Genomic DNA, 20,570 nt, shown 5'->3' with positions numbered 1-20,570 from the left:
TGTACCCTAAAATAAATAATCATACGTACTCCTCTTTAAGTCGAAGTACCATCTTGGATCAATCTCGACAGAGATACTTACCATAATGCGCCACACCCACTTTAAGAGCTGTTTCGCATATAAAATAATAAGCGTTTGAAAGTTATAAGTTTATCTCCTAAGTTTTTTATAACCCTTTACTCAGGAAGATGTAGATGAGCAATATAGAAAAAGTATATGGATTTAATACGCCCCAACGGCTCTTTGTCGGTTACACGCTCGCCGTACTCGTTGATTTAACCGTTCTCAATTTTTTTGATGAATATTGGGACTTCGTCAATATCGAGTCTTTCACCATTTCATTTGCAGCTGCGATTTTGTTACAGCTGTTGCTCAAGTTGTCTATCGGCTTAGAACATAAGCTCGCGGATTACTTCAAGTCGAAACCCGGCACTGCCCCTAAGATCTACAGAGGCCTGTCGAGCTACGTAATTCTGGTCGGTTCAAAATTCGTGATGCTAGAAGCCATCAATATCCTATTTGGTGACAAAGTGGATTTCACGGGGCCTTGGAACGGTGTCGTCGCCTTCTTTGCAGTGGTATTTACCATTCTGGTTGCCGAAGTGATTGTTTCTAAAATCTACTTTGCATTGGATGACACGCAGAAAACCGAAAAAGCCTAAGCGCTCTATCGATTTTCAAGTGAACTGCAAACAATAAGTGGGCTACTCGGGAAGCCGATAACGTTGCATCACTAAAAAGCAAAACGCTTTCCGAAGGATCGGTTAAAAGCGTTTTGCGCTTTTTTGAGGGAGTGTTGACGGAGATGAGCTTAGAATGACGAGGTTATTTCTCCCTCGCCAGGATTAAGACCACTTTTAGCTCGCTCCAAATTTAACCGCGAAAGATCTGCGTACCAAGAACGATCTCACGTGATCGTAAATCAGATTAAACACAAACGCGTAAATAGTAATAAAAATGGTCACGCCGATATCCATTAAGAATGCCTGCCAAATCCCCACATTAAGCAAGAAAGCCATCACTGGGATTGTCGCTATGAGAAGACCAGCTTCAAACAACACCACGTGAAAAACACGCAATTTCAGCGAACGCTTTGATTTTTCACCCGTGAAGTAGCGATCAAAAATGCGGTTAAAACAGTAATTCCAAATCATAGCGATTGTCGCAACAACTATCATGGTTCCTGATAAGGCATTCACATCATGATCGGTAAATATCGCCAACCCCATAATTGAAAGTGTTACGGCCAAAACTTCGAATAACACTGAGTGGAACACTCTTTCTAACGTACTCATACATTCCTCTAAATAATCTAGTATGTGTTGGATTAGCTCGGATTATGTCATCGAAAATAATAAGAGAAAGTTAACAGCCATCACGATTAGTGATAGCCTGAGCATTATCATCCCATTTGGTATTGAGCGAGAGGTAACATGTACAGTTTTGAGCAATTAAAAGTCTTCGTCACCGTGTGTGAAAGTGGCTCTTTTTCTGCTGCAGCACGCAAGCTAAAACGCGCTCAGTCTGGTGTCAGCCAATCGATCGCCAACCTAGAAATAGCTATCGACCAAGAGCTGTTTAACCGCGAGAAAAACATCCCTGTTTTGACCAACACAGGTAAAGCCTTATTGCCTGTCGCTAAGTCGATTCTCGACCAACAAAAGTACTTCGACCAAAAAGTAGAATCGCTGACACATGAAGATGAACACGAACTGATCATTGCCATTGATGAGAGCATCATAGATAAGAATTTCATTAAGATAATCAGCTCACTAGCCGATCAGTTTCCAATCACACATTTCGATATTATTACCACCTCAACCTTCGATGTTGAAGACTTAGTCAGACGCGGCAAAGCACAGATTGGCATCATCTATGCGGATGGTGAACTTAAAGTAGATATGGACTTCTTCTTACTGGGTCAAGCACGTTTTCTTACAGTTAGCTCCGCCACTCACGAGCTGAGCCAAATGCCCGTCGTTCAAGACTCAGACCTAAAGCGCTACCGCCAATGTGTGCATCGTAGTTCTAAGCAGCGCGAATTGTGGTTCACCTATGGCATCAGCTCCATGATTTGGTATGCCAACAACCACAAAACGATCATCGATCTCGTTGAACAGAACGTAGGGTGGGCAAATGTGCCTGAAATGATGGTGATGGAAGGGATTCAGAAAGGTGATCTCGTAGCACTGCCAGTGGCACACGAGCATGGTGGTTGGATTACTCCAGTGGGTTGCTTAGTGTCTCGCAGCCATATCAATGGCCCAGTGTTAACAAGTTTACTTGAAAAACTAAAAGGCCACTCATTAGAGAACAATCAGTGGCAAGCCAACTAATCTTCCCCAATCCTTGAGTTCAGCCTATTTTAGCAACTGAATCCTAAATCAATGACGGTGGTGTTTCTCCAGCACTACCTCATTTCCACTTTTTGTGCCGATAATTTTCTTTGTCGTGTGGATAAAACACCCTAGTTGATATCCCAAAGTGACATAACTAGTATGCGATCCCAAGGGGGTTGTCTTATCAAACTGATATCGACAAAACCAAATCGCTCTTTAACACCACTGACCCAACTTCAAATCTCCCACATAAGTGCCCCTGCCCTGCAACCACTTGTGAAAGCTTCAAATAGATCACTTTTGAATATTGATTCGCACCCAGTTTATGAGCCCTCTTCGAGTGCTTTTTTATATCTAAATGAACCTTTTGGAAAATTTGTCGTGAACGTTTTAAGAAATATTTGCCCTGAGAAAATGGGCAAAGAGCGTAACAAACGAGAGTATGATTTACGCGTACTTAATTGTGTCAGTGAAAGCGAGTATGAATCGCGTATGGCAGTTTGGAATAGCTTAACTTTGGTTGCTACTCCGTCTGTTTCAGAAACAAAAGGCTTCATCGATGAGGCTTTCAACAAACTTCAGCAAGACTTGAAAGAAGCGAGCCGCGAGTTATCGATTAACTACACGGACTTCATTGCAATGGCGCATGAAGAACTTAACTACATTAAGGTGTTTGTTGCTGATAAGACCGCACAATACGGCTGGTATGCCGCGATCGTTCTTATGATCATCGGTACTGTTGCTTTATGCGCTCAGTAAACAAAACTGTGTATTCAATAAATTGTCTTAAAAGCTCAAGCGATAGGCCAATTTAGCCTTTCTATGAGCCTGTTGTTTAACTAGAAAACAAATGGTTAGCCTCATTTGTTTTCTAGCCGATACCCCTTCACTCCCCCATTAGAGCCAACAGATCCTGCGTCGCTTGTTTTGGATCTTCAGCGTGACATATCGCAGATACCAGTGCTAACCCATGAATGCCGCTCTCAACTAACTGCGGGATGTTCGATTCGTTAATTCCACCAATACCGACAATCGGTAACTTCGTTGTCTCCAACGCCATTTTAATGCCGTCATAACCCCAATGTTTCTTAAGATTCGTCTTGGTCAGTGTGGCAAAAAGCGCACTGAGGCCAATGTAATCAATAGGCAAACTATCGGCTTCTCGAAGCTGTTGTTCAGTTTCAATCGACAAACCAAGAATCTTGTCTGGGCCAATCAACTGACGTGCTAACTCAGCAGGCATATCAGACTGTCCTAAATGTAAGCCGTCAGCATCCACAGCCAACGTAACGTCTACCCGATCGTTAATGATCATCGGGACACCAGAGCCAGCCAAAATCGACTTAACGGCCTGCGCACGTTCAATAAAAGCTCTGACATCTCCATGCTTCTCTCTTACTTGAACCATAGTGACACCACCAGCGATTGCTTGTTCAACGACAAACTTAAGCGTTTCAAGATCTTGCTGGTCATCAGTAACCAAGTAGAGCTTATAAGGGTTCATATCGTGCCTTTGGAGTCGGAGTCTAAATTGCGTTTCTACTATTTTACCGACAATTTGCATCATGTGCATGGAAGTTAATAAACAATTAGCTCAATTAAGCATGCTCCAACAAATATGCAACCCATTGAAACGATACTAAAAAACCGGATTTTTTAACGAAAGCGTTACTTATTACACAAACTATTCACTTAAGCCTGCCCAGAACACTGTTTTATGGAATACTTCGCAGTGAAGGAATCAGGTAAATATAGGGATAGTTATGCGCCACCTTTCTATAGCATTTAAGATCAAGCTAGGTTATGCCATCTGCTTGCTCTTTTTCGTCATTTCAGGCTTTGTGAGTTACAAAGGTATCCAAACCTTGTCGAACGGCTTTAGCCAATACAGTGTACTTAGCCAGAAAGCGACACTGTCAGGCAACATTCAAGTGCATTTTCTGCAGATGCGCTTAGCCTCTGAACGTTACTTAGAGTCATTGGATGAGCAATACGAAACGAATTATCAATCAAGCAAACTCGCGATTGATGAACTGCTCAACAACTTAATCCAAACCACCACCAAAACCGATAGCCTAGCTAGCCTGCAATTAGTGCAAGACAGCGTGGCGGCATTTGACACGGCTTATGGATCAATGAAACAGAGCCAGCTGCTCATCGACCAATTGGTGAATGTCGAGATGGTCAAACGAGAAACCAACGCCCTCAAAGCCGCGCAAAGCTTGTTGTATGAGTCGTACAACAACAATGATCCAAACGCGAGCTTATACGCGGGTATGTTGATGGAGAACTTCCTCGCAGCCAAGATCACTGTACTGAGTTACTCAAACAACAACGACCTAAAAACCTATGAAGCGGGTAAAGATATCTTTGAATACGCGTTACCGGGTATTGAAGGCGACATTGAGTCTCTTAAATCATCCCCTTACCAAAGCGAGTTGATTGAAGATTTCTCTAACCAGCGCGAAGCGTATGCAAAAGGCTTTGAACAAGTTCATCAGCAGATGATTGAGAACACGCAAAGAACTGCGACTCTTGCCTCGATTGGTGACAGCTTGGCTATTGCGGTCGCGGATGCTCAAAGTATTCTAGAGCAACAGAAACAAGCATTAACGCCAGAACTGCAAGCCAGTGAAAAACGTTCAGTTCAAATCATCTTCTTGCTAACAGGTGTGGCTTTGGTGATTGGCATGACAAGCGCTGTGTTGGTGACTCGTTCTATTACCAAAGGCATCGCGCAGGTTAAACAGATCACCAACGAGCTTTCTCAAGGTAACTTAAATGTTGAAGTGAACATTGAGAGCAAAAATGAGATTGGTGAACTGCTGACTAATATGGAGATCACCATTGAATCTCTGCGCGATATTGTTGGCCAAGTGAACCGCTCTAGCGTGCGTATTGGTGAGATGTCGGAGTCACTCAATCAAGTGACAAACAACAGCTCGACCAATGCAACACAATTGAACAGTGAAATGATCAACATCTCTTCTGCCGTTGATCAATTGGCTTCAAGCACATCAGAAATTGCTGCAAGTGCTAACCACGCGTCTCAAGTTGCCAACCAAGCAACCGAGAATGTGGCGATGGGACTCAAAGAAGTAGACAAAACACTGCATGAAATTGGCAGCGCCGATGAAAGCATGCAGGTGAGCAGCCAAAAAGTGACTGACCTACACAAAGAGTCGATGAATATTGGCGCCATTCTTGAAGTAATCAAAGGCGTTTCTGAGCAAACCAACCTACTGGCATTGAACGCGGCTATCGAAGCTGCGCGCGCAGGTGAACAAGGTCGTGGGTTTGCTGTCGTAGCCGATGAAGTAAGAACGCTCGCTAAGCGTACCCAAGATTCAGCTAGCCAAATTGATGAACTCATCACATCGCTACAACGCGGCGCTAAAGATGCGTTAGAGTCGATCAAAGAGAGCCACAGCACTGTTTCAGATGCTTCGACTCAGGCACAACAAGCTTCTCAAAACTTACATGTGATTAACCAACACATCCAAGATTTGAATCAGGCCAACAGCCAAATTGCAGTATCTGTTGACGAGCAAGATTGCTTAACCAAGTCGTTGGGTGAAAACGCGCAAGGTGCCAATACCATCGCGCAGAGCAACCAAGAGTCTGTAAGCAGCATTTCTGGCGCAGCGAGCGACTTAACCGAAGTTGCTCATCACTTAGAAAACCAAGTGAATCGATTTAGAACCTAGCTAACTTTCTGTCTCTGTTATTCAAAGTCTCTGTTATTTAGAGCCTCGCTTATTGAAAACATAGCGAACACGGTTTATATAATAAGAAAGCCCCCAGCACATTCGTGTTGGGGGCTTTTTAGTGAGCTAAATGCTTATAGCCAGATTGAATCTACTGAATCTTCAAACGTTGAATCAGAGTCTCTTCATCCAATTGATATAACTCATCAAGTAAGTTCATTTGCAAGCTACCTGGGCCGCGTGAGTTCTCGGCTGCGATTTCACCAACCACACCCAATACCGCCGCAGCAGCCAAACCACTTTCATCACCAACAGCAGCAAAAGCTCCCGTCAATGCCGTTAAAGTACAACCCATGCCGGTTACATACGGCATCATTGGATGACCGTTGTTTAACGTCACCACGCTGTCTTTGGTGACAACGTAATCTGTCTCACCAGAAATCACCACATTCGCACCGTATTCAGCGACTAAGCATTGCGCTGCGCCTAATGCAGCATCACTGCTATCTAGCGCATCAACGCCTTTGCTCTGTGCTTGCTCGCCCGCTAACGCGATAACCTCAGACGCGTTGCCACGAATGATCAACTTATCCGCTAAGCGTGCAATTTCACGAGAAGTCTCGGTACGCAGCGTACTTGCGCCACAACCCACCGGGTCAAGAACCACAACCTTGCTATTGGCATTCGCTTGTTCAACCGCGAAACGCATTCTTGGCGTCCAAACACTGTCGAGCGTGCCAATGTTAATCACAAGCGCGCCAGAGAAAGACATCATCTCAGCCAGTTCTTGTTGTGAGTGCGCCATGATAGGTGAAGCGCCAATCGCCAATAACGCATTGGCCGTATTGTTCATCACGACGTAGTTGGTAATGTTCACAACCAGTGGTTTTTGCTCTCGTACTGCGCGCAACGATTGGATGATTTGTTCAGTTAGCATGGGTAAATCCTTATTCGTGAAAGTCGTTTTAAGCCGCTGCAGGTTGGCTAGCGACAAGGTTTAGCCGTGATTAGTCATTAAGAGCGTTCAGCCCTTGCTGCCAAAAAGCCACTTCCATACGCGTTGCGGTTTTGAAGATATGAACGATGTTCTGACCGCGCTCGCTGTTGATATCAATTTCAGCAAGCAGTTGATTGAAGTACTCCGCGCCCGTTGCCACGCCAGATTGGAACTCTTCACCGCCATACAGTTGCAGCCAGCTCGCGTATGGGTTGCCTTCTAAAACGGTTTCACTGCTTTCTAACAGTGCTTTACCAATCACGGCGTAACCAATGGAACACGGAGCCAGTGCCGCATAAAGATCGACAAGATCACCTGTCATGCCTGCATCCAGAACGTAGCGCGTGTAAGCAACTGTACCGAAATCTTCCGGCTCGTTTTCCAAGTCAGACTCGGTTAAACCCCACTGACCACAGTAAGTCACGTGGTGAGAGATTTCAGAATCCAATAGAGCATGAACACTTGGCAGAGCACGGCGCATATCAGCCAGTGTTTTTGCCTTATAAATCGCCAATGCATAAGCACGGGCATACTGTTTCAAGAACAGAAAATCTTGTTTCAAGTAATGCAGAAAACACGGCTGAGCAAGAGTGCCGTCTGCCAGCGTTTTAACAAAATCATGCTCTGTGTAGTCTTGCCAATCTTGTTGACAGGCTTGGATTAAGTCTTGGTATTTCATGAGATTCCTTAGTCAAAAGTCGGTACGTAGTCAGCAGCTTTTGGTAGTGATTTGATGATGCCTTTGTCGAACATGAACTGTGCGTAATCGTCGTAACGTTTCAGATCGACAGCAGAAGGGCGAAGTGCAAAACGAGTTAGCGTGTCGTTCCATGCGCGTTGGTTAAGCTCGTTGTTCAACGTATCTGGTGAATACGCAACAAACTCGCTCCATGACTCTTGTGGGTGGTTCACGATGTAAGTTGTTGCTTGTTCCAATGCTTTGTTGAACGCTTTGATCGCTTCATCGTCGTGCTGCTTTGCGTTCGCAACAAAAATAAGCTCGTCGTAAGCGGGCACACCGTGCTCTTCTGGGAAGAACGCTTTTGCTTTAAAGCCTTCAAGGGCTAACTGGTTGGTTTCGAAGTTACGTAGACCACCCCAGATTGCATCTACCTTGCCTGATGCCAATGAAGATGAAAGTGCCCAACCGACATTGATGGTTTGCACATCGGTAAACGCAACATTTTCTTGCGCTAGCATGGTGCCGATAGTCGCTTCTTCGTTTCCTGCGATCGCAATACCGATCTTTTTGCCTTTCAGATCCGCTAACGAATCGTTCTTGCCATTATCCAAAACCATCAACGTATTCAGTGGCGTTGCGATAAGAGTAGATGCACGAACGAGAGGTAAACCTGCCGCTACATCCATGGTTAAACTTGGTTGGTAAGTTACCGCTAAATCGACCTTACCTGCTGCGACCAATTTTGCTGGCGTGCTGGGGTCAGCTGGCTCTTGAATTTCAACCTCTAAGCCTTGGTCAGCAAAGTAGCCACGCTCTTGAGCAATAACAATCGGGCCATGGTTCGGGTTCACAAACCAATCCAACATCAATGTCAGTTTTTTTTGTTCAGAATCCGCCAATGCATGACCTGAAACTAGCGAAGCAAGCAGTGCCACGGCACCTACCAATTTGGTGTTTTTCATAGTTAACCTTTCCTTTTGAATATTATTATTGTGTATCGAGCTAATTTTTAACGAAGTTTTGTTTAGATAAATAGCGTGAGCGAAGCTTTATTAAACAAGTGTTATTGAGCGAACCATCACTGGTTTTCCCAAGGGATAGCTTTTTTGAGTAATTTATCTGTAACGAAGTAGAGCGAAATAGACAGCACCGCCAAGATGAACAAGGCAGCAAACATCTCATCAATGATCATGCGTGCGTTGGCCTGTAGCATTAGGTAACCCAGCCCTTCACTCGAACCCACCCACTCGCCGACAACCGCACCAATTGGGGCAATCACCACAGCGACACGAATGCCAGACGCCAGTGTTGGCAGCGCAGCAGGCAGTTGGATATAACGGAGCAATTGCCACTTCGATGCACCCATCGTCTTGGCAAGATCAAGGTAACCTGTCGGTGTATTACGTAGGCCGTCGTAACAACAAGTGGTTACAGGGAAGAAGATAATGATCGCCGCCATCACCACTTTTGACGCGATGCCATAACCCAGCCACAACATCAACACTGGTGCGATCGCAAACACAGGGATTGCTTGGCTAGCAATTAAGATAGGCAACAACCAGCGTTTCAGTGGTTCGAACATCAACATCTGCAGAGCAAAAAACAGCCCCATCGACAAACCGAGTAGCAGACCAAGTAAGATCTCCTGCGCAGTCACCCAAGTGTGTTTGAGTAACACATCGTAGCGTTCAATTAGCTTGATGAAGACTTCTGCAGGCGCTGGCAGAATGAAGCTAGGCATCTCGAAGATAACCACCACCAGTTGCCATAAACCGAGAATCACGGCGCTACTGATCAGCAAACGCATAACGGGATTCATCTGACGAGGGCGCTTAGTCGTGATCTGTGTGTTAGTTGAACGAGCCACAGCTTCGCTTCGCGTTAGATCATTCATAATCACGCTCCAACTGATCTAAGATCGCTTGTTGTAACTCAGCACATTCACCATCTAGCACTCGCGGTGTTGACGTGTGAGGCACAGATAAAGAGTGAGCACTCGCAGGCGTGCCTTGCAACACATACAGGTTATCCGACAAACGCACCGCTTCTTGTGGGTCATGAGTAATCAACACAACGGTTTTATCTCTTAACAGTTCACACGCTAAGCTCTGTAACTTGTGTCTTGTTACCGCATCCAGCGCAGAGAAAGGCTCGTCCATCAACACGACTGGCTTGTCTTGCATTAAGGTGCGAGCCAAAGCAACACGTTGACGCATACCTCCAGACAATTGATCTGGCATAGTAGACGCGTGATCAGCCAAACCAACCGCAGCTAACAACTCTAGTGCTTGGTTGGTTTGAGCTTGTTTATGGGATGCTCGGCTTTGATGCTTGTCTGCGGGATTTTGAAAACGATGACTCAGGCAAACATTGTCGATGACCGATAGCCACGGCAATAACAAATCCTGCTGCGCCATGTAAGCGATGCGATCCGTTAAAGGCAATTCATCAGACGTTGCCAATGTGCCCTGCCACTCCACCTTGTCGTCCAACAAGCCCGCCAGATAACGCAATACCGTGGTTTTCCCGCAGCCACTTCTACCCAACAATACCGTCCACTTACCTGCGTTTAAGCTAAGCGACAACCCAGACAAGGTCGCGTGCTCACTGTCGTTATAACGTAAAGAGGCATTGCTGAGTTGAACGCCAATCGTATTAACGGACATTACCGTGCCCAGCGAAGAAGTGATTTACAGGGCCATGGCCTTGACCAACTTGAAGTTCGTCGGCATGAGCAATCGCGCGTGAAATGTATTGTTTACCTAGGTCAACAGCGTCTGACAGCGAGTTGCCTTGAGCCAAGAAAGAAGCGATAGCAGAAGAGAGCGTACAGCCCGTACCATGGGTGTTTTTAGTAGGAAAACGTTTAGCGCTAATCAAAGCAGATGTAGTTGGCAGAATCAGTAAGTCGTTACTGTTCTCATCTTTCTCTAAGTGACCGCCTTTTAACAGGACAGCTTTAGCACCTAGTGCGCGTAAGTCTTCAATCATGCCCTGCATTTCAGCTTCGCTTTCAGGTACCGGCTTGCCTGTTAACGCCGCGCCTTCTGGCAAGTTAGGGGTGATAATGTCTGCCAGCGGAATCAATTCTTGTTTCAGCGTCGTGATAGCTGAGTTTTCTAGAAGAAGATCACCACTTGTCGCGACCATGACAGGGTCAATCACAAGATGCTTAGGTTGGTACTGCTTAATTTTGTCTGCAACGACTTTGATGATTTGCGAATCGGCCAACATGCCGACTTTTACGGCCACGATATTGAGATCAGTGAAAACCGCATCTAACTGACTGGCAACATGGTCGAGTGGAATAGGGAAAATGGCGGAAACGCCTTGGGTGTTCTGAGAAGTGATCGCGGTAATTACCGAACAAGCAAAACTACCTGTAGCAGACATAGCTTTAATATCAGCTTGGATACCTGCACCGCCGCCACTGTCAGAACCTGCGATGGTTAAAACAATCGGAGTATTCGTGCGAATCGTATCTTCAGCAGAGTGCTGCTGTGTTGAGGATTTTGGAGTTGAGGCTTTTGGCGTTAAATCTTTTGAAATAGAACTGTGTGTCATTGTCGCTCCTACTATCTTACAAGACGTAGGAGAACGAACACTGATCGAAGGAGAAGTCGCATTAGGCTCATGAAAGTATTCATGGGTGCAGACGTAGATCGAGTGCTTATAGTTCCCTACGCCAGTGTTAACTGAATCAGGTTCAACGGGTCTCGATTAACGATCTCAGCAAACACCAAATAAGGTATATGCCCCCCGACTATTGATAGCGATAGTAACAGCACTCTCACAACTGAGATACTGATTTTATTCAATTATAAGAATTACGCATGAATAAATTTCAATTAGGCACAACAAAACAAATACTTATAGCGTTCCTTTAGATGGCTTCGACTGTATCAACAAGCACAGCACAATCAGAAACATACCTAACCAACCTATAAAAGGAATCAGCTCACCGACAACGCAGACGGCAAGCACCGCTGCAACTACTGGTTCAAACAAAGTAAGTAGATTGGCGCTACTCGCGGTCACATGGCGTAAACCAAAACTGAACGCGATATAGCCCAAGCATTGTGGGATTAACGTCAGATAACTGATGACTAATACGTTAATCTGCGAGGAAAACAGGTTATCACCCGTAAACCAGAGTGTTGGCAGCAACAGCATCGCACCAAGGCCAAAAATACTGCCCATCGCTGCTTGTGACTTAATCCCTTTATCGATCAGTGCTTTGGTCGCCCAAGAATAAATGGCGTAACACAACCCAGCGACCAGACCTAAGCCAATACCTAACAGCTTGAGATCATCACCGGATTCATTCGCCGATGAAGATTCTGAAAACACCAACAGCCCAATACCTACCACACCAATCGCAAAGCTAGTAAGCCAACGTTTGTTGATATTATTCTTTTTGCTAATCAGACACTCTAACAGTGCCGAAAAGAAAGGTGCGGTCGCAATCGAAACCACGGTACCAATCGCCACACCTGATAATTTCATTGAAGAATAGAAAGCTAACGGGTAGACCGCCAAAGCCAAAGCGCTCACTGCCAACAGCTTCTTGTTCTGCAAAAGTTTGTCGAAAGCGAATAGGATTTTTCGATACGCCAAGCCCGCTTGTATTAGACCGCCGACGCCCATAGAGAAAGCACCAATCGCTAATGGGCTTAGATCAGGAGCAAAACTTGCAGCAGTGCCTGTCGTGCCCCATAAAATAGAAGCAAACAAGATGGCTAAAGTGCCCGTTAGGAATTCGTTAACGCGATTGATGGCAAGATTCATTTCTATTACCCAATTTTCAGTTCTGAAATAGATAATAGTGAAGATTGATAAAAGTTAGTTTGCCGAAAGGACGCTATTGTTGTTTCTAAAGACTGTCTTTCATTGAGCCTAGAAACGCCCTTGGAGACATGCCAAAGTGCTGAGAGAAGCGACGACTGAAAGCAGACACATCACTATAGCCCACATTTTCAGCAATCAATTGAACGGGTAAATCGGTGTGGGTTAGCAAGGCTTGGGCTTTCTCCATACGATAGCGAGTGATGTATTTAAGCGCACTGATACCCAAGCACTCTTTGAAGCGTTTTTTGAATTGAGTAGGGCTCAAACAGGCCGTTTCTGCAAGTTGTGAAATAGAGAGAGGTTGGGCGTAATTATCCGTTATCAACCTTTGTACCGCACGAATTCTTGGGTCGATGCTCTTGCTCACTTGTTGTTGCTCTAACAGCAGTGAAAACACATCCAAAACTGATGACTCAATGCCACTATCGACCTGATATTCCAGCTGCTTCTCAACAAACAGCAAGAAGCTCATCAAAGGTGGTGTTATCGTGAAAACCGAGAGCTCATGCTCTAACAAGTGCTGCGGCAACTCCGCCATATCCGCGACAATAAACCGCGCGGCTTCATCCGCCTTAAACGCATGCGCTGTGGTTACCGGAATCACCACACATTCGCCCACGGCCACTTTGCCAACATACCCCACCATTTCGATATTAATACTGCCTTGGATCGGCAATACCAATTGATGATGGTCATCATGAGCATGGGTATTAAATTGCTTGGTGTAAGATCGAATGCTTAAGCTAGATTTCATGAGCAACGCCGGAGTACAGTTTATTGAAACATGAGTGTTAAAACGAAATTACATGATTTAAGCGAGGGAGTCACATCGGTCTAGTGTTTTTGTCGTCTCCCCTGTCGAGCCTGTTCTGAGTCGGATCAAAAAAGCCGTTTAAGTATTGATACTCAAACGGCTTTTTATTGGAGTCTAATTCGCGATCTCAAGAACAGTTAACCGAATCGGCTATCACTCCCTAAGAAAATCGCTCATTCACACTCTACTATTTTTGAAGTTGCTCTTTAGCGGCTTCAACCTTAGAAAAATCTAGGCCAAGCTCTTCAACTGCTTCTTTGATTAGCGCAGGGTTTTGCATTACCTGACCCATCAGCATTTGAAGCTTATCTTGTGGTAAACCAAGTTGGCTGATTGTCGCCATTGCTGCAAGAGGGTTCTCGGTCAACGTCTTGAATAGCTCGCTGATCTGCTCGTCGCTAATATTGTTCTCTTTCAACATTGCTAAAATCGGGTTCATTTTTTTGCCTTTGAAACACTAAATTAAGTAGGAGCACAGCATACCATCTAGCTGTGCTCGATTGTACTAGCAAGTGACGCTTTGGTTTAACACGAACTGTGCTTTTCCCAAACGCAAATAATGCTTGGGCTTAACGAGATTCCAATGGGTAAGAGCGGTAGCTCCACATACCATACGTTCTTAGAGCGTCACGGTAGATGCCTAGAAGCTCACCACTGCTCGCTTTCTTAAGATCTTCTAGCGGCTTATCTGGATAAGAAACCGTATCGAAGGTAATGCCCTGAGGGCCAGTTTGCCAGCTAGCAATTTCAAACAGAGTTTGACCACGACGAACATGGCTTGCCGAGCTGATAATGGTCGCATGTTTAATATCATGACGAGCAAGCGCATAGCTACTGAACAAGGCATTGCCTACCGTGCTGGTCGCGTAGTTCTCTTCAATGATGCGGTCTTTGCTTACCCCTTTTGAGATAAGCCAATCCGCCATTAACTTGCCTTCTGTCTTATGGTTCTTAGGCACGCCGCCGGTTAACACGATCATCGCGTCTGGGTTCGCTTTCGACATTGCTAATGTCGTTTCAAGACGTTCAATCAAGATTCCATGCATAGAACCATCTGGATTAAGCGCATAGCCCAAAGTAACGATGGCACCGTGGTCGCTCAACAGCCCCTTATCTGCAGACTCTTTAAGAGGTGTTTCTAACACGCGGTCAACCGTTGCAAAAATACGTTTAATGTCTTCTGCCTTGCCTTTATTCAGGCTTTCCAGCTTCTCCATGTGCTTATTCGATTCACTGTCGTTGCCTTCAAATCTTTGCCAAACCGCAAGATATGCGTGCAAGTCGACATCGTCTGGCGCAACCGTCAGTGCTTGTTCAAACAACTCAATAGCGCGCTCTGCGTTCTTGTTGTAGATCTGAGCGTTCGCAGCCGAGATAAGCAAATCAGTACGGTAAGGTTCTAGCTGGTAAGCTTCTAACAATCGGTTAGTCACAATTTCCATGTTGCTTGGCATTTTAGCCGTGAAGCCCGCGTGAGAAATTCTTGCCGGAGACTTAAACGCCTGCAACGCATCAAGAAGTAATTGGTCGACAACTTGTCGCTTAGTCACCAACTGCGCGTAATCCGCTGAAGCCTGTACTGCGCCATCGTTAGCAGCAAAAGAGTAAGGTGTTACGCCAAAAGCGAGCATGCCACCAAGAGCGAGGGCGATAATGTTCTTTTTCATGGAAAGATCCTGTGTCGTTAAGTGTTCACATCAGATTTGCTCCCCAATGTAAGCCCCCAAAATTAAAAAACCGTGAACCAAACCTTACTCTCCAAGGTTAATATTCATTTGTTGCATAAGATGTGGCAACAGATCACGATTTTGAACTTACCAATAAGCCTGTGTATCCAGATAATTTTGGTTTAAAGGGGAATTCACCGATCATTTTGGCATATCTAACTGAGGATTTCATACGCCCTATTTCGCCGAAAACCACCCTTCACAAACCCGAACTCCGTAGAAAACAACACGCCCAAACAGCAACTTTAAGCTCATTCTTTCAACAACTTGAAATTCAACACACTGAATCGCTCGATTCCATTCTCGCTCTACTAACTAAGTTTTAAGCACATAGATTTAAAACACGCATCAACCGATTTTCAAATAAATTAAAATCAATCATTGAACGATCGTTCAAGCGGTGCTTTAATGAATGACCAATACAAGGAGTTACCCCATGCTTAAGTTCTATTTTCACCAAACACCCAACCCAATGAAGATCGCTCTGTTTCTAGAAGAGACAGGCCTAGATTTTGAACTTGTTCCTGTCGATACCTTAAAAGGCGAGCAACACACACCGGAATATCGTTTGATCAATCCAAACGGCAAAACGCCCGCGATTGAAGATGATGGACAACGTGTATTCGACTCTAACGCTATCCTGCTGTACCTATCTGAGAAAACAGGCAAGCTAGCTGGTCAGCCAGAAGACAGAGCTGAACTATTATCTTGGATGATGTTTATCGCGAGCGGCCTCGGCCCATACTCTGGCCAATCGGTACACTTCCGTCATGCAGCGCCAGCAGGCCTAGACTACGCTGTGAACCGTTACCTACGTGAAGCACAACGTCATTACGAAGTGTTAGAAAAGCATATGGAAGGTCGTGAATTTATCGTCGGAAATGAGTACACCATTGTCGATGTCGCTGCATGGGGTTGGATAGATAAAGCACCTGTCGTACTTGGTGAAGAAGGCTTAGAACCTTACCCGAACTTGAAGCGTTGGTTTAACGCCATCAACACTCGCCCAGCCGCACTGCGCGCCCGCGAGACCGGCAAAGACGTTGAATTTAAAACCGAACGTGATGAAGAAGCGAAACGAGCGCTGTTTCCTTCGAATTATGCGAAGTAGAAGAGATAAGAGAATTAACACTTTCCGAATTGACGGTTTAAACCCTAAACATAAAGAGCCGCTAACCAAACTAAAAGTGGTTGGCGGCTCTAGTTGTTTTTATATATTGTCAATAAAACCGACTGGCAGGCCATTTGCTCTTTCTGAACTATAGTGTGCAACGATAAAGCCTGACAGATCCCTCACTATATGGTCGGGCACATCATTATCTACCAGAATAACTTGACTAACTTGATCTCTGTTCTCAAACTTCTCAGTTAGACCAATGATGAATTCATAGATATTTTTGTACTTCATTGGATCAGACACTGCTTCTATCTCATCTTCCACTTTCTCAACAGAGCTGACTTCATAATTCTGATCCTTCGTTTTACCGAGGTATTTACCTACAGTATCTATCATCAGAAAAGAAGGATAGTTTATACTCGACTCCAAAGACGCCTCTAATAGTGAACACAAATACCCTATACTTACGATAGTCCTTAAGCCACCCGAAGTGAGATTTGAATATTCGATACCTCTCACCTTTGCGGAAAAACTAACTGGGTCGAAAGAAATATCACGTGGTGATTTGATTTTTACAAATTTTAGATAACTATCGAGATAGTCGCCAAGATCACTCAGCACCTCAACCATAGAAGGTGCTGTTTTCTTCAAGTTATCAATTTCTTCCTGTAATTTAACAATTCTAATTTCTAAAGACTTAATGTTTGTTGAAAGGTGCTTGTGCTGATTTCTAACTTTAAGTCTGTTGACTATATCCTTTCGTTTTTGCTTCAGCTCACCTAGCTGTAGAGTATACATATCTCTCTCAGCCAAATATGGACTTGTTAGCTCCTTTGTGTTCTTTTCTTGTAGTTTCAATGCCTCATTTTCAACATAATCAAGTTTCTTTAGTTCAGAGTTAGTTTTATCCCAGTCGTGCCTAGCCTGCGAAACAATAGACTCAGTGTCCCTGATTCTCCGCTTTAACAGGTTTATCTCGTGAGAAATTTTATCTTTCTCATCAATCGTGAACCGTTCTTTGGCAATACTTACATCCAATGTACTATCGCAGATGGGACATAATTCTACTTCTTCACTAATCACCCCAATTGTGGTCCTAGCTGAAATAGAAGCTTTGAACTTATTTACATCGTTAACGTAATCGTTTTTAAGTCGAGTGAACTTTTCAATTTTTAATTTTATATCTTGTGCTTTATGAAAAAGGGACTTTCTCTCCAAAGATATATTTTCCAACTCAGACTTAATAACTTTGTATATTTCATTATCGCTTACATTTGAATTATTTAGCTCTGTTAAAATCTTCTCAACTTCTATAATTTTTTGATCAATTTTGGTAACACCATCATCTAGGCTACTAAGCGTTTCAAATTCTGACTCTCTAAGAAACTCTGCTACCATATTGAATTTGTTCTCGATAGCCTTTCGTTCCCTAACCCGATCGGAAAGGATACCTTCCAAAGTACTCAGATTGTTATCAAGCGCATTAAAAATATATTTAAATACTTCTTTATTTTTAATTTGTAACACATAGTTATCTGGTTTTATAAATGATTTATTACCCAGAGTGTCTTGATCTACATAACAAAATTTAAAAATATCTCTAAAGCTAAGTCTAACAAGTTTTGAGTCATCTTTTGTTGGTGATTCCTTTAGCTTAATTTTCGGAAGATCTAACGAATCTAACAAAAAATCGGAATAAAAATCGGAATAAAAATCGAGATCACCATGAGCGGAGCTCTTAGCAAAGCTAGGAAGATACTTCTTACAAGCGTGATTATCTACAGAATCAAAGTTACATGGATAGACTTCAATTGGTTGGTTAGGCTTGAATATATCTCTTTTAATTGTAAATCTATTACCATTTAGCTCTACGTCTAAAGCAGCATATTTACCCGCAGCTTCAATTTCAGGGTAAAGATCAAACTTCTTGGAACCAAGCAGATAATCAATCAGGTTAAGTATACTAGACTTACCGGTTGCAGAATCTCCATAGATAATATTTACGCCTTTAAAAAAATTAACTCTATAGTTTTTCTCATGACCAACAACAATTAGCTCATTAATTAAAATACTACTTGCCATTAAACAACACCTATTGTAATTATTTGATTTAAGCTAGAATTAAGCTGAGAGACATTTATACTAAGCGTCGACACTAGTTGTTGAGCGTACAATTTAATTTCCGAAAAGTACTCCCCTTCCAGTTCCTCAACCATTTTCATCCCAGAGTCGGTTAATGAATACATAAACCCCTCTTTACTTTTATAACTAACACATACAAGTTTTTTCTGGGACAACATTGTCAGAATATACTTCATCCTATCCCTGTCAAACAATGGGTCTAAATTATATGATATTGAAGATACAGAGTAGTCATCTCTATTTATAATTAAATTGCCTTTACCTAGTTGACGTAAAACATAACTAAGTTTCTGTGGGTTCCTAACTAAATAATCATATAAATGAATTCGTTCATTGTTCATCTTCAATACTCCACGTTTAGTGGAGCTTAAGTAATATATAATGATAAGAACTACACTTATATTTAGATAAATATCATCATCTGGCTCAACGAATGGTAGCTTCATCATTTTACCTTGTCTATCGACTTATCTTTGCACCACCAAATATCACATGTACTATCATTAGCCATTTGGTGTAGCATTCCTTTTTTATGAAAGTTCTGAATTGAAGGGATCAACGATTTGAGCAAAAGTGAATCCTGTTCGGTTATCTTCGTATGTACTTCAGAAAGTAATATTCCAGAATTAACACTATTATCTGCAAGATATTTACCGTAACTATCTTTATATAATTGTCTAATATTAGTAAATAAATCAGCTAACTTTTTCTTATCATGCCTTGAGTTAAATAATTTCCTTACGAACTCTGCATTATAATATAGCTCTTTAGCATTATCTTGAGTATCTTCCTCTATATCAGCGACAATTAACTTTAAGACAAAAAGCTCTTTATCCAAATCTGAACCTTCTGAATCATTTAGCCTTTGAAACCCTATGTCAGTCAACTCTTCGTTCTTAAATTGCTCTTTGATGAATTGAAGTACACTGATATATACAATAGCCTGACTGTTTTCAGGTTTACAAATTGTAGTGTGATCTTCAGCAACGGAAACAATGTCTTTTTCAATTTTGTCGATAGCAACGGCACTATACTTAGTAACGATACTATCGTAGCCTCCGTAGAAGTACTTTGTTGTAGGCTTGGAATCTAGATATACCCAGCTTTGGTTGAGTTCGGTAATAAACTGTTCTACGGGGTTTAGATTTGAAATTTGTAAGTTGCTACTAATAATATTTCCCAAAACTGCACTCGAAGCGCCTTGATGGGGAACAGCCAATGAAACGAAAAGTTTTACCTTAGTGTGACTGCTAAGGTTGAGATCGTTTTTAATCAAGCTTTTAGTAATCAACCCTCCCATACTATGTGCAACAACATAAATATTATCGTACTGCTCTAGAGAGAACCTCAAATGGCTAGATAGATTTTTGGAAAGCTCTTCTATATCAAGGTTTCTTTCTTTTTTGTGGGTCTTTCGCCTAATCAAATCTCGAATGCGCCTTGCTTTTTCTTTTGTGTCAGCAAAAAGATTTAGTAGCTCGGTGAAGTAATTATATGAAGCGACATCGAAGTTATCTGAAATCGTTTCATCAGCTAACAAAAGCTCCGGAAACACAACACCATTTGCATTTGTCCAAGTTTTCTTTGAATCTCCTGTAAACCCGTGTACGAACAACACAAGATTGCGACACCCTTCTCTTTTCTGGTAAAAATCAAAATCTTGAGCCATCCGCTTGTACTCCTACTGGCAATATGACAAACAAAGTAGTGGCAATATATCAATTAGTTAGGAGGCATAAAAGCATCTAGTTGATTATGGTTCTAAAAACCTTACTTTCCGCACATTACTCTACCTAATTAATCTGTCTTCAGATCCTTTACGCTCGGCTTATATAAAACTCATGGAGCAAGTCTTTCCTTTTGTCTCTCATTACTTTTTGCACATCAAAGTTGATTGAACATCATCGTGTGATTTGGAGGCATAACTCATTTTGGTAATAATGCGTTGGTTGAACATCTAACATTGAAACTACTCTTACGCCTTATTTGGCCTATCTTGAACAAAGGTTTTGATGGGATGGTTTGGGCTGCCCATCAAATAATACAATGTACAAATTTCGGCCATGATACGTCCCCATTAAATAGCGGTACTTTTATCTCACCTACTCGACTTCGATTAATTACAAAAAGGTTTTATAAGTCCCAAACAAAAAGAGCCGCTAAAAAGCGGCTCTTGATTTTCAAACTATTCGAATCA

Annotated in this window: 20 protein-coding genes and 1 riboswitch; of the genes, 5 read left to right on the top strand and 15 right to left on the bottom strand. The window is 43.0% G+C overall.

Annotation, left to right across the window (positions count from 1 at the left end; translation table 11 throughout):
• Positions 1–194: 194 nt before the first annotated feature.
• Positions 195–662 carry a hypothetical protein gene (locus ACED53_RS02285; RefSeq protein WP_012600934.1) on the top strand — a complete coding sequence of 156 codons (468 nt, stop codon included), beginning with the start codon at positions 195–197 and terminating at the stop codon, positions 660–662.
• Between the two features lie 195 nt (positions 663–857).
• Here the strand turns inward: ACED53_RS02285 and ACED53_RS02280 are convergent, their stop codons facing one another.
• Positions 858–1,295, bottom strand: coding sequence for a PACE efflux transporter (locus ACED53_RS02280; RefSeq protein WP_017101520.1), 438 nt, complete (start codon positions 1,293–1,295; stop codon positions 858–860).
• A gap of 138 nt (positions 1,296–1,433) precedes the next feature.
• Here ACED53_RS02280 and ACED53_RS02275 point away from each other — a divergent pair, with 138 nt between their 5' ends.
• Both ACED53_RS02275 and ACED53_RS02270 read left to right on the top strand, forming a co-directional pair.
• A complete protein-coding gene (locus ACED53_RS02275) occupies positions 1,434–2,336 on the top strand; it encodes a LysR family transcriptional regulator (RefSeq protein ID WP_017101519.1) in 903 nt (300 codons plus the stop codon).
• A 417-nt stretch (positions 2,337–2,753) separates the two neighbouring features.
• On the top strand, positions 2,754–3,098 hold the full coding sequence (locus ACED53_RS02270; RefSeq protein ID WP_009844840.1) for a hypothetical protein: 345 nt from the start codon (positions 2,754–2,756) through the stop codon (positions 3,096–3,098).
• Between the two features lie 127 nt (positions 3,099–3,225).
• On the opposite strand, the gene thiE is transcribed toward ACED53_RS02270, so the two are convergent.
• A complete protein-coding gene (gene thiE / locus ACED53_RS02265) occupies positions 3,226–3,843 on the bottom strand; it encodes a thiamine phosphate synthase (RefSeq protein ID WP_029225552.1) in 618 nt (205 codons plus the stop codon).
• 259 nt (positions 3,844–4,102) lie between these two features.
• On the opposite strand from thiE, the gene ACED53_RS02260 reads away from it, so the two are divergent.
• On the top strand, positions 4,103–6,046 hold the full coding sequence (locus ACED53_RS02260) for a methyl-accepting chemotaxis protein (RefSeq protein ID WP_017101517.1): 1,944 nt from the start codon (positions 4,103–4,105) through the stop codon (positions 6,044–6,046).
• Positions 6,047–6,197: 151 nt separating this feature from the next.
• Here the strand turns inward: ACED53_RS02260 and thiM are convergent, their stop codons facing one another.
• The 10 genes from thiM to ACED53_RS02210 all read right to left on the bottom strand — a co-directional run bounded on the left by thiM (position 6,198) and on the right by ACED53_RS02210 (position 15,054).
• Positions 6,198–6,983: a hydroxyethylthiazole kinase gene (thiM, locus tag ACED53_RS02255; RefSeq protein WP_029225551.1), complete on the bottom strand. Its 786-nt coding sequence runs from the start codon at positions 6,981–6,983 to the stop codon at positions 6,198–6,200.
• A 70-nt stretch (positions 6,984–7,053) separates the two neighbouring features.
• A complete protein-coding gene (tenA, locus tag ACED53_RS02250) occupies positions 7,054–7,722 on the bottom strand; it encodes a thiaminase II (RefSeq protein ID WP_017101515.1) in 669 nt (222 codons plus the stop codon).
• Between the two features lie 8 nt (positions 7,723–7,730).
• On the bottom strand, positions 7,731–8,687 hold the full coding sequence (locus tag ACED53_RS02245; RefSeq protein WP_017081987.1) for an ABC transporter substrate-binding protein: 957 nt from the start codon (positions 8,685–8,687) through the stop codon (positions 7,731–7,733).
• A gap of 116 nt (positions 8,688–8,803) precedes the next feature.
• Positions 8,804–9,619, bottom strand: a complete 816-nt coding sequence (locus ACED53_RS02240; protein ID WP_017101514.1) for an ABC transporter permease — start codon at positions 9,617–9,619, stop codon at positions 8,804–8,806.
• Positions 9,612–10,391: an ABC transporter ATP-binding protein gene (locus ACED53_RS02235; RefSeq protein ID WP_017101513.1), complete on the bottom strand. Its 780-nt coding sequence runs from the start codon at positions 10,389–10,391 to the stop codon at positions 9,612–9,614. Before ACED53_RS02235 ends, ACED53_RS02240 begins: the two co-directional genes overlap by 8 nt.
• Positions 10,381–11,289: a bifunctional hydroxymethylpyrimidine kinase/phosphomethylpyrimidine kinase gene (gene thiD / locus ACED53_RS02230; RefSeq protein WP_017101512.1), complete on the bottom strand. Its 909-nt coding sequence runs from the start codon at positions 11,287–11,289 to the stop codon at positions 10,381–10,383. The genes ACED53_RS02235 and thiD overlap by 11 nt, the downstream gene beginning before the upstream one ends.
• A gap of 96 nt (positions 11,290–11,385) precedes the next feature.
• A riboswitch (TPP riboswitch) is annotated at positions 11,386–11,497 on the bottom strand.
• A 98-nt stretch (positions 11,498–11,595) separates the two neighbouring features.
• On the bottom strand, positions 11,596–12,513 hold the full coding sequence (locus ACED53_RS02225) for a DMT family transporter (RefSeq protein ID WP_017101511.1): 918 nt from the start codon (positions 12,511–12,513) through the stop codon (positions 11,596–11,598).
• Between the two features lie 85 nt (positions 12,514–12,598).
• Positions 12,599–13,327 (bottom strand): AraC family transcriptional regulator, encoded by a 729-nt coding sequence (locus ACED53_RS02220; RefSeq protein ID WP_029225550.1) that lies wholly within the window; start codon positions 13,325–13,327, stop codon positions 12,599–12,601.
• 247 nt (positions 13,328–13,574) lie between these two features.
• Positions 13,575–13,826 (bottom strand): DUF2999 family protein, encoded by a 252-nt coding sequence (locus ACED53_RS02215; protein WP_004731647.1) that lies wholly within the window; start codon positions 13,824–13,826, stop codon positions 13,575–13,577.
• A 130-nt stretch (positions 13,827–13,956) separates the two neighbouring features.
• Positions 13,957–15,054, bottom strand: a complete 1,098-nt coding sequence (locus tag ACED53_RS02210; protein ID WP_017101509.1) for a YdcF family protein — start codon at positions 15,052–15,054, stop codon at positions 13,957–13,959.
• A 496-nt stretch (positions 15,055–15,550) separates the two neighbouring features.
• Between ACED53_RS02210 and ACED53_RS02205 the strand changes: the two genes are divergently transcribed.
• Positions 15,551–16,225, top strand: a complete 675-nt coding sequence (locus ACED53_RS02205) for a glutathione S-transferase family protein (RefSeq protein ID WP_017101508.1) — start codon at positions 15,551–15,553, stop codon at positions 16,223–16,225.
• A gap of 99 nt (positions 16,226–16,324) precedes the next feature.
• Here ACED53_RS02205 and ACED53_RS02200 read toward each other — a convergent pair whose 3' ends face one another.
• From ACED53_RS02200 to ACED53_RS02190, 3 genes are read right to left on the bottom strand one after another with little or no spacing between them, the layout of a single operon-like run.
• Positions 16,325–18,313, bottom strand: a complete 1,989-nt coding sequence (locus tag ACED53_RS02200; protein WP_102579841.1) for an exonuclease SbcC — start codon at positions 18,311–18,313, stop codon at positions 16,325–16,327.
• Positions 18,313–18,819 carry an ABC-three component system middle component 4 gene (locus ACED53_RS02195; protein WP_017101506.1) on the bottom strand — a complete coding sequence of 169 codons (507 nt, stop codon included), beginning with the start codon at positions 18,817–18,819 and terminating at the stop codon, positions 18,313–18,315. Before ACED53_RS02195 ends, ACED53_RS02200 begins: the two co-directional genes overlap by 1 nt.
• Positions 18,819–20,042, bottom strand: a complete 1,224-nt coding sequence (locus tag ACED53_RS02190) for an ABC-three component system protein (RefSeq protein ID WP_017101505.1) — start codon at positions 20,040–20,042, stop codon at positions 18,819–18,821. Before ACED53_RS02190 ends, ACED53_RS02195 begins: the two co-directional genes overlap by 1 nt.
• Positions 20,043–20,570 lie beyond the last annotated feature (528 nt).

Origin of the sequence: Vibrio sp. 1F169 (genome assembly GCF_041439605.1) — a bacterium.
GTDB lineage: Bacteria > Pseudomonadota > Gammaproteobacteria > Enterobacterales > Vibrionaceae > Vibrio > Vibrio tasmaniensis_A.
Note: the sequence above shows the minus strand (reverse complement) of the source record. Positions and strands in the feature narration are given on the sequence as shown.